This is a genomic window from Bacillus sp. JJ1566, from assembly GCF_036962685.1.
GTDB lineage: Bacteria > Bacillota > Bacilli > Bacillales > Bacillaceae_L > Ferdinandcohnia.
In genome coordinates this window covers 50,467-64,515 of record NZ_JBALOP010000014.1, presented here as the reverse complement: position 1 = coordinate 64,515, position 14,049 = coordinate 50,467, and the positions used below count along the sequence as shown (strand labels likewise).

Below are 14,049 nucleotides of genomic sequence, written 5' to 3'. Positions count from 1 at the left end.
CAAAGGTTTTTCTTTATCAATAATTTTTATCCTTTAAAAATGAGATAAACTTCTTAATGATCGGATAATCCAAATCTTCTTTTCTGTATAGAAGCCATGTATCTCTCAAAATGGGCTTCCCTTCTGGATCTGTTAAAACGATTTTATGTAAATCAGGGTACTCGGTCAAACCAATACTTGGAACAATTGCGTAACCAAGTCCATTAGCTACCATTTTAGTACAGGTTTCAATATTATCTATATCCATTGCAACAGTATAAGGGTCAGAATAGTTTTGTTGCCACCATTTATCTATAGATTGCTGAAGCTCGTTATCTGTTTTAAAAATAATTCTTGGTAACTCATGTAACCTATCAACGTTAATAGGTTCCTTCGATATTAAACATAAGGATTCTCTTTTCAACAGGATTTTACCATCCTGCCAATAGTTATCTCCTCTAACAATCGCTAGATTTATTGAATCCTTTTCCAACATCTTCATAATGGACTGACTTAAAGATGTTGTTACATGAAATTGTACATTTGTATTTATATCTAAAAACTCTTTTAAAATATCAGGTAACATAAATCTCGCAAAGTTTCTTGAAACTCCTAGTCTTATCATTCCACCATCCGTATCATTCATATTTAACAAGTGATCTTTTACCTTCTGAAAGTCATATAGCATCTTATTAGCATATTTGGTAAGGTACTCACCTTCTTTTGTAAATTTAATTCCTTTTTTTGTTCTAAACATGATTTCCACACCTAACTCTTGCTCAATATTTTTAATTCGATAAGTCAATGCAGGTTGTGAAATGTATATTTTTTCAGCAGCGCGTGTGATATTTTTTTCCTCATATAAAACTTTTAATATATTCCAATCCTTACTATCCATATTTGCCACCTCCTAGTAAAACAGCTCTGGTTGAAAGGACTTTGTTTCACTATATAATAAAAAATTTTTAGTAACATAAAGGGAATACCCTATTGTTACTCATAATATCAGAAAAGTGATAATTTTGACTATAAATAGGGATTTCGCAAAAGGTGAATGGGGAAAGGGTGAAAAACAACTCCTTATTCTAGAAATATTGAAAAGTGCGGGAGAAAGAGTCTCGCACTTTTGTGCTTTATGAAAAATCATTACCGTTAAAATAAAAAAATATCATCCACGGTATTATCCTAAAGACAAGCTCCATTTTAAATTTTGGCACGGTATTTGCATAATTTAATTCACGAAAGATTTAATCTTTTAAAGGAGGAGAGTGCAAAAACGTAGATACAAGATTACGTGCCACTTGCCATTTTTGAGGGGGGGATTGCAGCTTGTACGCAGATATTCTTATTAAGGGAAATGCGATTTTTACAGGGAATGAAACCAGTCCAATGAAGGGAGCAGTCGTTATTAAAAACGATAGAATCCTGGATGTGGGAGAGATTGAAAACGTTAATGATTATATAGGACCAAAGACAAAAGTCATTTATGCAGACGATAAGCTTGTTTTACCTGGTTTTCATGACTTTCATCTTCATCTTGTATTAGGAAGTATGTTTAGTGAATTTACTACACTTACAGAATGTTCCTCAGAGGAAGAGGCTGCTCAAAAAATTTATCATTATGCCGAGAAGAATCCAAATGATGCTTGGGTATTAGGATTTGGCTGGCATCATGTTCGTTGGCCGGGAAAAAAGTCACCAACCCGTCAATCGCTTGATCAACTAATTCCAAACCGTCCAGTGTTCCTTTTAAATGAGGAAGGCCATAGTGCATGGGTAAATTCGAAAGCTCTAAAACTTTTAAACATAACAAAAGAAACTCAGGACCCACCATTTGGTTTGATTGAAAGAGATGAGAATGGTGACCCAACAGGCTTTTTGTATGAAACAGCCGTAAAGCTTGTTGCAGAAAAAGCCTATCAATTCTCAGAAGAAATGCAGCGAAGATTAATGGATGCCTTTTTGAAAAAGGCTGCATCCTACGGAATTACATCGGTAAGTGATATGCTTCCTTTGCCTGGCTTTGAACTGGGTTCTCCATCTTTTTATGCGGCATACGAAAAAGAAGGGAAATTAACAACGAGAATTCACTTCTTATCCTCCCTAGATGGTGATTTATCTAAGGCAAAATTTTATCGAGAGCTCTATCAATCTGATAAATTACAATTTTCTGGATTAAAACAATTTATCGATGGTGTTCCAAATACGTATACGGGTTATTTAATTGAGCCTTATTCAGACCGGCCAGAAACAAGAGGTGGCATTTTGTTTGAAGAGGAAACATATATGAGATGGATTAAGGAAGCCGACAAGGAGGGCTTCCGCATCCGGCTACATGCCTGTGGAGATGGGGCCGTCAGGTTTGGACTAGATTGCTATCAAGCAGCACAACAGCAAAATGGAAAGCGAGATTCTAGACATACAATTGAGCATATTGAGGTCATTCATCCTTATGATATTAAACGTTTTGAGGAGCTAGGGGTCATTGCATCCATACAGCCTGAGCATATGAGTGCAGAATCAATGGAGGGGCATACATATCTTGATAGATTGGGCCCAGAACGAGCTCGTTATACATGGCCGATTGGATCTCTAAAAAGTAATGGCGCATCCATTGCTTTTAGTAGTGACTATCCAGTTGTTGATATGAACCCGATGATTGAAATCTACCGTGCTGTAACAAGAAGAAATGCAGATGGAACACCAGAAGATGGTTGGAATCCACAAGAAAAAATATCACTTGTAGACGCACTACAGTTTTATACGAAGGCTCCTGCCTATGGGAATTTCCGCGAGGACGATCTAGGAACTGTAGAGGCTGGAAAAAAAGCAGATATAGCTATTTTGGATAGAAATCTGTTTTCTGTGGATGCGAACGAGATTTTAGAAGCGAAGGTAGAGATGACAATAATGGATGGAAATATCGTCTATACACGAGAACAAACAAAAAAGCTTGAAGGGGCAATGTGAATGTATAAGAAAATGAGATTCCTTGCAATTGCTTTTATTTTATTAACGATGACCTTTTTATCTGCATGCGGAGGAAAAGAAGCAGGCGGAGCTAAGCAATCCGATGAAAAAGTATTAAATTTATTTAACTGGGCGGAATATTTACCACAAGAAGTCATCCAGCAATTTGAAGAGGAAACCGGAATTAAGGTAAATTACGACGCATACTCAAGCAACGAGGAAATGATGGCGAAGTTACAAGCGGGAAATACACAGTATGACATTGCTGTAGCTACAACGTTTTTCGTTGATATCCTACTGAAGCAGGAATTAATTCAAAAAATAAATAAAGAAAATATCCCGAATGTCAAAAACTTAGATCCAACGTTTACCTCAGCCGAATTTGATAAAGAAGGAGATTATTTTATTCCTTATCTGTGGGGTTCAGGTGTTTTATTTCAAAATACCGAACTCGTGGATTTTGAGATAAAAGGGTATCAGGATCTTTTTAGACCGGAGCTTAAAGATAAAATTGTATTACCGGATGACCAACGTGGTGTCATTGGGCTTGCTCTGCAAATGCTTGGATATTCGATGAATACGACTGACGAAAAAGAATTAGAAGAAGCGAAAGAAAAGCTTTTAGAACTGCGTCCAAATATTAGGGCATTTAATACAGAACCGAAAACGATGATGATTGCTGGGGACGTTGCAGCAGGAATGGCGTGGACAGCCGAAGTATTTAATGCACAAAAAGAAAATCCAGCTATTGTGCCGATTATTCCAGAAGAAGGCCTAATGGTTTTCCATGACAATTTTGTTATTCCTAAAGGCGCACCGCATCTTGAAAATGCGGAAAAATTTATAGACTTCCTACTTCAACCTGAAATTAGTAAACTAATCTCCACAACATACCCGTATGGGAACCCAAATATGGAAGCATATAAATTGCTTCCAGAGGATTTGAAAAATAATAAAGTCGTATATCCAGATCTTGACCAAGTTACAAATGTTCAACAAGCGCTTGATATTGGTGAAGCTACACAATTATATGACCGTATTTATAGTGAATTAAAGGCTGGGAACTAGTGTGGAGAAAGGTGGACTCGTTAAAGCGGGTCCGCCTTTTTGGCATGATTTTTGCAACTAAAACTTACAAAGGGAAACTACTAGGGGGAGGATAATCGAATGTCAGTTAATATGGTCGAACTACGAGATATCAACAAACAATTTGGGGAAACGAAGGTTGTCCAAAATGTATCATTACATGTAAAAGAGGGAGAATTTCTAACATTACTTGGCCCAAGTGGATGTGGGAAAACAACAACACTTAGGATGATTGCCGGTTTTGAACAGCCAAGCTCAGGTAGCATTCTTTTAGATGGTAAGCATGTGGAGGGAATACCCGCAAATAAACGAAATGTTAATACCGTCTTTCAAAGCTATGCACTTTTTCCGCATATGAATATTTATGATAACGTGGCATTCGGTCTTAAAATGAGAGGTGAGGATAAAGGAATAATTAAAGAAAAGGTAACGAAAATGTTGGAGCTAGTTCGATTACAGGGCTATGAGAATAGAACTCCAGCGCAGCTTAGTGGTGGTCAAAAGCAACGGATTGCGATTGCACGGGCCTTAATTAATAATCCTAAAGTCATTTTGTTAGATGAACCACTAGGAGCATTAGACCTAAAGCTTCGAAAACAAATGCAGGTTGAACTGAAGCATCTTCAACAACAGCTTAAAATAACATTTATTTATGTGACGCATGATCAGGAAGAGGCACTTACGATGTCGGACCGGATTGCAGTTATGAATAATGGATTCATAGAACAGCTAGGTCCTCCAATTGATATATATGAAAAACCAAAAACCAAGTTTGTCGCCGATTTTATCGGGGAAACAAATTTATTTGAAGGAAAAATTTCAAGGCTGGATAAGAGCTATGCCTATTTAGATTTCGGTGGTAAGGAAATTGAAGTAAAGAACGAAGGACTAAAAGTTGGAGAAAAAGTGTTTGTCACGATTCGGCCAGAACGTATTAAAATCGTTGGGGACGAGTCCACAAAAACGAACACTGTCAAATTAAAAGGAAGGTTTAAGGAACTTATTTATGTTGGCTCTGTTTCAAAAATGGTCGTGTTACTTGAAAATGGGAAGGAAGTTGTTGTGAATGAACAAGCAGCAGGCTCCCAATCAAAGGACTACATAAATAAGGATCTATATTTAACCTGGGGCGTTGACCATGGGGTTGTTATGAAGGAATAGAAAAGGTGCTATCAACTGAGCCAAACTTTGGATGAGAATTGTACAAAATAAAACCCAAGAATGCTGAAAAGCATTTTTGGGTTTTATTTTTCCGATTTAGTCTAGAAAACTACTTGCCCCTTTTCAATTTCTATCCATTTTTCCTCATCAGCAACCGTTCACCAGCAATGACGGCACCAAGGGTAACGATAAGCATTAATGTGGATAATGCGTTAATTTCAGGTGTAACCCCATATCGAACCATTGAAAATATTTGTAATGGTAGTGTTGTACTTCCTGGACCTGCTACGAAGAAGCTCACGATTACATCATCTAGGGAAATTGTAAATGAAAGCAACGCACTAGCTACAATTGCGGGACCAATAATCGGTAAGGTAATAAGGCGAAAGGTTTGCCATTCACTAGCCCCTAAATCCATTGCTGCCTCTTCCACAGAACGATCAAATCCTTTCAAACGTGCCCTTACAACGACGACAACATATGGAATACAAAATGTAATATGAGAGATAATGAGTGTCCATATTCCTAATGGCATTTTTACCATCGAAAAGAATGCAAGTAATGCAATCCCCATTACGATTTCCGACATGACAAGGGGAATGTAAAGCATTCCATCGAGTAGTGATTTTCCTTTGAAATAATATTTGTACATCCCTACAGATACGAGCGTTCCTAAAATGGTTGAGGCAATCGTAGAAACAATCGCAACGATAATTGTAATTTTGGCTGCCTCTAATACCTGCGTATTTGACCAAAGCTTTGCGTACCACTCGAACGTAAATCCAGTCCAAACAGCGTTAAGCTTTGATTTATTAAATGAAAATAAAATCAAAATGAGAATCGGTAAATACAAAAACGAATAAATAAGAGCGCCATAGATGATTGACGACCATTTTGTAAACCTTGAACTCACCTTACATCACCCCCAAGTCATCTTTATTTCCTTTTGAAATCCGCAGATAAACAAAGATTAAAATCATGGTTAAAATGACTAGAATAATGGACGACGCTGCTCCAAATGGCCAGTCCCTTGCAGTTAGGAATTGATTTTTAATCAGATTTCCAATCATCATCGTCTTTGCTCCTCCCATTAAGTCAGGAATGAAAAAGAGTCCTAAGGTTGGAATAAACACAAGTAAGGAACCAGCCACAATACCTGGCATTGTTAAAGGGAGTGTAATTTTCATAAAGGTTTGCCATCCCTTAGCTCCTAAATCACTGGCTGCTTCCAAATATGATTTATCTAGCTTTTCAATCGACGCATACAACGGAAGAACCATAAATGGAAACAGAGTATATACAAGTCCTATCAATATAGCACCATTGTTATAAAGTAATGCAAGTGGTTCTGAAATCAAGCCGATACTCATTAGGAGATGGTTAATCACCCCTTCAGTACGCAGCAAAATAATCCATGCATATGTACGAATAAGTGAGTTCGTCCAAAAAGGAATGATAACAAGGAATAATAACAAAGTTCGATACTTAGGTGAAGATCGTGCAATCAAGTACGCAAATGGATATCCGAAAATAATACAGATGGCAGTTGTGGCGGTTGCCATAAAGATGGATGAAAGCAAAATGTTCATATATAGAGAATCAAAAAAACGTGCATAATTCTCCAAGGTAAAGACGTATTCAATACCACCATACGTCCCCCTAGTCATAAAGCTTACAACAAGAATTAAGACAATTGGTATAAATAAAAATCCAATCATCCAGAATGTTACTGGGGATAGCATCCAAATGGGACCTGTACTCTTTATCCTCCTCTTTTTCGGTCGTTTTGTGTGCAATGTGACCGGTTGACTTGTAGATAACTCTTCTTTATTCATCTTTTTCCCCTCCAGCCAAAAAAACGATTACCTAATTAATATGCAAGATTCATTCCAACTAAAAGTTACATGAAATAAAAAAAGAGTAAGAAAACAAAAAGGTATTTATGCACATGTGAATAACTTATTCATTTTTGCATAATGCTTATCCACAATAAAATTCTATTTCTACATTGAATTTTTGTATAAATAATAACCTGGTACGATACTTGCATAAATTTATGTTAGAGAGAATCGGAAAAGTGTAGGAGAGTGGACATTTTGATACAAGTTTCAATGTGGGAAGCAACATCAAATAAGAGAAAACAACGCTCATCCATATCCGGTAACCAAGAGTGTGATGTGGTCATAATAGGAGGAGGTTTTACAGGTCTATCAACGGCCTATCATTTACAAAAGAAAAACGTTAAAACTATTGTACTTGAAAAAAGCTATCTCGGAAGCGGGGCAAGCGGTCGAAATGGCGGCCAAATATTAACAGGCTTCATTGACTCCATGAGCTCATTAGCCAAGAAAAAAGGATTAGAAACGGCCAAACAAATGCTACAAATGTCTCTTGATTCCATTGATTTAATTGAACAAATTAGTAAGGATAATCAAGTTGCATGTTCCTTCAAGCGCTCTGGTCATCTTTATGCAGCCTATAAGTCTACACATATCGACTGGTTAAAGGAGGAGCAAGAAATACTAGAACGAGATTTTAATTACAAGGTTCGGGTAATTGACAAGAAGGATTTACAAACAGAATTAAAAACAAATTTTTATCACGGTGGTTGTATCGACGAAAATAGTGCAACCTATCATCCTTTTAATTACGTACTCGGGTTAGCAGATACGGTAGAAAAATTAGGAGGTGTCATCTATGAAAATTCGGAGGCACTTCAAATCAATAAAGCTTCGAATGGTAAAGTCACCATTGAAACGAAGGAAGGAAAAGTTACTGCCGATCATCTAGTGATTGTCACGAATGCCTATTCAGGGAACCTACATAAAACGATTTCTCGAAGTGTCATACCAGTTGAAAGCATTATGATTGCTACGGAACAATTACCTGAAGAGCTAGTTTCTTCGTTAATCCCGAATAATAGAGCTATTTTTGATACAAAGCACATGCTTTATTACTTCAGGAGAACTCCTGACAATCGGATTGCATTTGGGGGATCTGGCAGGTCATTAAGTGGTGATACATCTCCACTGTACCTCAAGTTGAAAGAGGGGATGAATACTGTATTTCCAGAGTTGAAAAAGTATAAGGTTGAATTTTGCTGGAGTGGGAAGGTTGGGTTTACGAGGGAAATGCTTCCTTACATTGGCCAGCTTGACGACGGTACCCATTTCGCTTTCGGCTATGCCGGGCATGGTGCTGCAATGTCGACATTAATGGGGAAACTGCTTGCTGGAAATATCCTCTCCGAAAACAATGGAAAAAACCCATTTGAAAAAAATGATTTACGCCCGATCCCGTTTTATAGTCAGCACGGGAAAGTAGTCGGCCTCATGAAGTACTATTTTAAGGTTAAAGACGCCATCTCATAATAGGCTCAACATATGCAAGCATACAATAGTAAAAAGCCAACAAGAAAGGAATGTCGACATGATAAAAAAACTCCAGTTGTCAGGCACACCAAAGGAAATTGGTGAAAAACATGGCAGCGAAGGGAAAAATGAGGTTCATCAAAGTCTTGATACGTATGAATCTCTTTTCTACGGATATAGCAAAATTAGCTGGGAGCAAGCTATTCAGATAGCATTGGAACATTTACCAGCCATTGAAGCTTATAATCGTGACTTAATTGAGGAAATGGTAGGAGTCGCAAAGGGGGCTGGGGTACGCTTTGAGGATATTTTAGCGTTGAATACTCGAAGTGAAATTGCCTTAGCAGGAAGAAAACCATTTTCAGATGGTTGTACGGCTATTTCAATAACCCCTCCACATACAAAAGAAACGATTATTGGCCAAAATTGGGATTGGAAATCTGACCAAGCAAATAGCTTACTCCTACTTGAAATTGAGCAAAAGAATAAGCCCACAATCAAAATGATAACCGAGGGCGGATTAATTGGGAAAATCGGATTCAATAGTAGCGGGATTGGTGTTTGTTTGAATGCACTCCATACTGATAAAAAGTCGAATCAAATTCCGATTCATTTGGGACTGCGAAGTGTCCTTAATTCTCATACACTTCATGAAGCTATATCTAAGATTAAACACCGTCAAATGGCCTCTGCAGCCAATTTCCTTATTGCCAGCGAAGATGAGAATGGGCAGGCAATGGCAGCTAATTTTGAGGTCTCACCATTTGGAATGGATATGATTCCAAACAGTGAAGGGGTGGTTGTCCATACGAATCATATTTGTTCACTTGAAGTACAAAAACATCTTACAGATATGAATGAATATAAATTTGAGGATTCAATGATCCGTAAAAATAGAGCAGAACAACTGATTTCTGCAAGCATTAGAGCTGGTAATGAAATTAACGAGAATCGCTTTAAGGAATGGTTCTCTGATACCTTCAACTACCCGAATTCGATCAATCATTATGTGAATACGAGTGCGCCTGAGCATCGTCAAATGGAGACAGTCTTCTCTGTCATTATGAATCTATCAAAACGAACAATGCAGGTATGTATTGGAAAACCTTCGTTAAATGGGTATTTTGAGGTGTAAAAAAATGTACCAACATCTAAAAGGAGTGGAACCATGTTATATATAAACGGAGAATGGAAGGAATCGAATTCAGGAAAGACGCTTCAGGTAAACAATCCGGCAACATCGGAACGAATTCAGGAGGTTGCCTTCGGGGGAACAGAGGAAACAAAAGAGGCAATAGCTGCTGCAGCTTTAGCTTTTCCAACTTGGAAAAAGACAACGGGGAAGGAACGCGGACAGTACCTTGAAAAGGTTGCAGCTCTTTTACGAGAAAAAACGAATGAAATTGCTGTCGTAATGACATCTGAAATGGGCAAGCCAATTCCAGAAGCAATCCGTGAAATTGGCATTGCAATTGATTATGTTGATTGGTATGCCGAAGAGGCAAAACGAATTTATGGAGATACACTGACCCCATCCCACCCTGATAAACATTTAATGGTGTTACGTGAACCTGTAGGAGTAACAGCAGCCATAACACCATGGAATTTTCCAATTGCAATGATTACTCGTAAGCTGGCTCCTGCATTAGCGGCTGGATGCACAGTGATCTTAAAACCCGCATCAGCAACACCGCTAACAGCGATTAAAGTCTTTGAATGTTTTCATGAAGCTGAGTTACCTAAGGGGGTCGTTAATTTAGTCATTGGTTCTGCTTCCGAAATTGCCGCTGAAATGACAAGTAATCCAGACGTGAAAAAAATTACGTTTACTGGGTCAACTGAGGTTGGGAAAAAGTTGATCCAAGACTCTGCCCCACAGCTAAAAAAGGTATCCATGGAGTTAGGGGGACACGCGCCATTTGTTGTGTTTGAGGATGCAGATTTAGATTTAGCTGTTGAGGGGATTATGCTAACAAAGTTTAAAAACTGCGGGCAAACATGTATTAGTACAAACCGCATTTATGTTGCGGATAAGATTGCGGATCAGTTTGGTCGAAAGCTTGCCGAACGTGTAAGTAAGTTAACGATTGGAAATGGGCTGGAGGAAGGCATAGATGTGGGTCCTTTAATTGATAAGAAGGCATTAGAAAAGGTTGAGGAGCATGTGCAGGATGCACTTTCTCATAATGGAAAACTCCTTTGTGGAGGAAAACAGGTTGTTAAGGAGGGATTAAAGGGTAGCTTCTATGAGCCAACTGTCATTGCTGGGGCTAATGAAAATATGAAAATCCTAACGGAAGAAACCTTCGGCCCAGTCGCTCCGATTATTTCATTTACGACTGAAGAAGAGGTAATTGGGAAGGTGAATCATGAGCAATATGGTTTGGCTTCATACTGCTACACAAAGGATTTAAGTCGAGCAATGAGGATCATGCGGGAACTTGACTATGGAATTGTAGGAATTAATGATCCGACTCCTGTTGTGGCACAAGCTCCTTTTGGTGGTGTGAAGGAAAGTGGCATCGGAAGGGAAGGTGGAAAATACGGATTAGAGGAGTACTTGGAAGAAAAATTTGTTTCCATACAATTCTAATTATTGTTCAACCTAAACTGAAATACAACAACCGTCACTGTGGCTACAATTAAAAAATTGAATAAATTAAGAAAGGGTAGATATTTGTGCCAACCATCGATCTTTCGAGATTTGAGAAGAAGATGATTTTAAGGAATATCAAACATGAGGATATTGATGAAATAATTGGTCTGTCAAAAATTTGTTTCCCTAATATGGAGAATTGGGAACGTGATGAATTAGAAAGTCATCTCTCTATTTTTCCAGAAGGTCAGTTTTGCGTAGAGTATGACGGAAAGATAATTGGCTCCTGCTCAAGCTTAATTGTTGAATTTGATGAATATGACGATAAGCATACCTTCAATGAAATTAGTGGCAATTCCTATATTCGAAATCATGACCCAGAAGGAAAAAATCTTTACGGTATTGATGTAATGGTTCATCCAGATTATCGGAGGATGAAAATTGGCCGTCGTCTTTATGAGGCACGTATGAAGCTAACTCAAGCACTTAACTTAGAGAGTATCATCATTGGAGGCAGAATCTCAAACTATCACAAATATGCCGATAAAATGTCTGCTAGAGAATATGTAGAACAGGTCTTGCAGCAAAATATATATGATCCTGCACTAACATTTCAAATGATGAATGGGTTTGTATTAAAACGTATCAATGCCAATTATTTAACTGACAAGGATTCGTTAGGCTATGCAACCCTTATGGAATGGAATAATCCGGACTATCTACCAAGGAAAACGAGGCGTATCTATACAAGGGCTTTGCCTGTTAGGATCTCTGTGATTCAATACATGATGAAGAAAATTAAGTCGTTTGAGGAATTTGAAACGCAATGTGAATACTTTATTGATGCAAGCTCTAATTTTCACTCGGATTTTGCAGTATTTCCGGAAACATTTACCATGCAGCTTTTATCATTTATAAAAGAACAGGTTCCAAGTAAACAGATTAAAAAGGTTGCCGAATATACAGAGGAATATATCAATCTATTTTCAATGCTTGCGGTAAAATACAATATAAATATTGTGGGTGGCTCCCATTTTGTTGAGGAAGGCCATGGAATTTATAATGTCGCGTATTTATTTAGACGTGATGGAACAATCGATAAACAATATAAGCTTCATATCACCCCTGATGAAAGAAGATGGTGGGGTGTTCAGCCTGGAAACGATGTTCACGTATTTGATACAGACTGTGGAAAAATATCAATTTTGATCAGCTATGACATTCAATTTCCTGAACTGGCACGGATTGCGGTTGATAAAGGTGCTCAAATTATATTTACCCCATTTAGCACAGAAGACCAGCAGGGCTATTTAAGAGTGCGCTATTGTTCACAAGCGCGTGCAGTTGAAAATCAAGTATATACTGTAATCGCAGGAACGGTTGGGAACCTTTCGCATGTTCCGCATATGGATGTTCAATATGCACAGTCTGGTATTTTTTCACCGTCTGATTTTACATTCTCTAGTAATGGAATCGTTGGAGAATGTAATCCAAATATCGAAACAATCGTTGTCGGTGAAGTTGACCTTGAAAGCCTGCGCCGGAATCGCAAGAATGGTACGGAAACACCACTTAAGGATCGCCGGAATGATTACTACCAAATCATCACAAAAGACACTAAGCCTCGGAAAAAGGTCATACCAGTCGATTGAAAAAAGAATTGGCATATAACTTGCAAGATTAATAGAAAAGTTACATTTCTATTTTCTTAAAAAGGGGAGAGTGTTATATGCCGTTTAAAAGGAATTTTGGTATGTCCGTTTTTGTGATTCTATTTCTTGCTTCCATGTTGCTAACAGCTTGTGGTGGAGATAAAGCAGGAGGAAAATCTGATGAAAAGGTCCTGAATGTTTTTAACTGGTCTGAATACTTGCCAACGAGTGTGATCAAGCAATTCGAGGAAGAAACAGGTATTAAAGTGAACTATGATACGTATTCCTCCAATGAAGAAATGTTAGCAAAACTGCAGGCTGGGAATACGGGATACGATATTGCAGTTGCCTCTACCTATTTTATAGAGATTATGCGAAAGCAAGATATGCTTGCAGCATTAAACAAAGAAAGCATTCCTAATTTCAAAAATATCGGTGATAGTTTTCTAGGTACACAGGCAGACCCGAATGATGAATATTCTGTTCCGTATATGTGGGGAAAGGCAGTTATCGCCTATAATGAGGATTTAGTCGACAAGGAAATTAAAGGGTATGCTGATTTGTTCGACCCGGAGTTTAAGGATAATCTTGTTGTCCTGGATGATGTCCGCGTGCTAGTTGGTAATATGCTTGCCCTGTTAGGATATTCGCAAAATAGTATAGATGAGCAGGAGCTTGAAGAAGCAAAGCAAAAACTACTTGAGTTTAAACCAAATATTAAGGCATTTGATAGTGATAGTCCAAAGACGCTCCTTGTGAGTGGTGAAGTAAAAGCGGGTATCGTGTGGGGGGCAGAAGCTACCCTTGCTGCAAGGGAAAATCCTGCAATCAAGACCGTGTTCCCTGAAGAAGGGATGAATCTGTGGCAAGATAACTTTGTCATTCCAAAGGATGCACCACATAAGGAAAATGCCGAGAAATTTATTGATTTCATTTTACGACCAGAAATCAGTAAGGAAATCTCAATGGAATATCCATATGGAAATCCAAATGTTGAAGCTCTAAAGCTTTTACCTGATGATGTTAGAAAAACTCTTGAAGTTCCAGAAGAGGATTTGGCAAAGGGAGAGTATAACATCGATGTAGGTGAAGCTACACAGATTTACGATCGAATTTGGTCTGAAATTAAAAATTAACCATTATCCTTCTATCCGTTTTTTTGGGTAGAGGGATTTTTATATGATTTTTAATGTCTAGCTCCACCGCCTATCCCCTCTCTGGTCTAGCCAATCCG

The 14,049-nt window shown here is 38.1% G+C and carries 11 protein-coding genes; 8 read left to right on the top strand and 3 right to left on the bottom strand.

All coding sequences use genetic code 11. The features are described 5' to 3' along the window. Window positions 1–16 precede the first annotated feature (16 nt). A complete protein-coding gene (locus tag V7112_RS07205; protein WP_335417183.1) occupies window positions 17–877 on the bottom strand; it encodes a LysR family transcriptional regulator in 861 nt (286 codons plus the stop codon). A gap of 431 nt (window positions 878–1,308) precedes the next feature. Here V7112_RS07205 and V7112_RS07200 point away from each other — a divergent pair, with 431 nt between their 5' ends. The 3 genes from V7112_RS07200 to V7112_RS07190 all read left to right on the top strand — a co-directional run bounded on the left by V7112_RS07200 (window position 1,309) and on the right by V7112_RS07190 (window position 5,196). Further along, window positions 1,309–2,949, top strand: a complete 1,641-nt coding sequence (locus V7112_RS07200; RefSeq protein ID WP_335417181.1) for an amidohydrolase — start codon at window positions 1,309–1,311, stop codon at window positions 2,947–2,949. Beyond that, window positions 2,950–4,017 (top strand): ABC transporter substrate-binding protein, encoded by a 1,068-nt coding sequence (locus V7112_RS07195; RefSeq protein WP_335417178.1) that lies wholly within the window; start codon window positions 2,950–2,952, stop codon window positions 4,015–4,017. A 99-nt stretch (window positions 4,018–4,116) separates the two neighbouring features. Continuing rightward, window positions 4,117–5,196, top strand: coding sequence for an ABC transporter ATP-binding protein (locus V7112_RS07190; RefSeq protein ID WP_335417176.1), 1,080 nt, complete (start codon window positions 4,117–4,119; stop codon window positions 5,194–5,196). A gap of 130 nt (window positions 5,197–5,326) precedes the next feature. On the opposite strand, the gene V7112_RS07185 is transcribed toward V7112_RS07190, so the two are convergent. Continuing rightward, the gene (locus V7112_RS07185) at window positions 5,327–6,109 is read right to left on the bottom strand and encodes an ABC transporter permease (protein WP_335417175.1); all 783 of its coding nucleotides are present in this window, start codon (window positions 6,107–6,109) and stop codon (window positions 5,327–5,329) included. Between the two features lies 1 nt (window position 6,110). After that, window positions 6,111–7,031, bottom strand: coding sequence for a spermidine/putrescine ABC transporter permease PotB (gene potB, locus V7112_RS07180; RefSeq protein ID WP_335417173.1), 921 nt, complete (start codon window positions 7,029–7,031; stop codon window positions 6,111–6,113). A gap of 261 nt (window positions 7,032–7,292) precedes the next feature. Here potB and V7112_RS07175 point away from each other — a divergent pair, with 261 nt between their 5' ends. From V7112_RS07175 to V7112_RS07155, 5 genes are all read left to right on the top strand, one after another. Further along, a complete protein-coding gene (locus V7112_RS07175; protein WP_335417171.1) occupies window positions 7,293–8,567 on the top strand; it encodes an NAD(P)/FAD-dependent oxidoreductase in 1,275 nt (424 codons plus the stop codon). Window positions 8,568–8,625: 58 nt separating this feature from the next. Next, window positions 8,626–9,702: a C45 family peptidase gene (locus V7112_RS07170; RefSeq protein WP_335417170.1), complete on the top strand. Its 1,077-nt coding sequence runs from the start codon at window positions 8,626–8,628 to the stop codon at window positions 9,700–9,702. A gap of 33 nt (window positions 9,703–9,735) precedes the next feature. Continuing rightward, the gene (locus V7112_RS07165) at window positions 9,736–11,160 is read left to right on the top strand and encodes an NAD-dependent succinate-semialdehyde dehydrogenase (RefSeq protein ID WP_335417168.1); all 1,425 of its coding nucleotides are present in this window, start codon (window positions 9,736–9,738) and stop codon (window positions 11,158–11,160) included. Between the two features lie 122 nt (window positions 11,161–11,282). Further along, window positions 11,283–12,815 carry a bifunctional GNAT family N-acetyltransferase/carbon-nitrogen hydrolase family protein gene (locus V7112_RS07160; RefSeq protein WP_335417254.1) on the top strand — a complete coding sequence of 511 codons (1,533 nt, stop codon included), beginning with the start codon at window positions 11,283–11,285 and terminating at the stop codon, window positions 12,813–12,815. Window positions 12,816–12,892: 77 nt separating this feature from the next. Beyond that, window positions 12,893–13,951 carry an ABC transporter substrate-binding protein gene (locus V7112_RS07155; RefSeq protein ID WP_335417166.1) on the top strand — a complete coding sequence of 353 codons (1,059 nt, stop codon included), beginning with the start codon at window positions 12,893–12,895 and terminating at the stop codon, window positions 13,949–13,951. The last annotated feature ends 98 nt before the right edge of the window (window positions 13,952–14,049 follow it).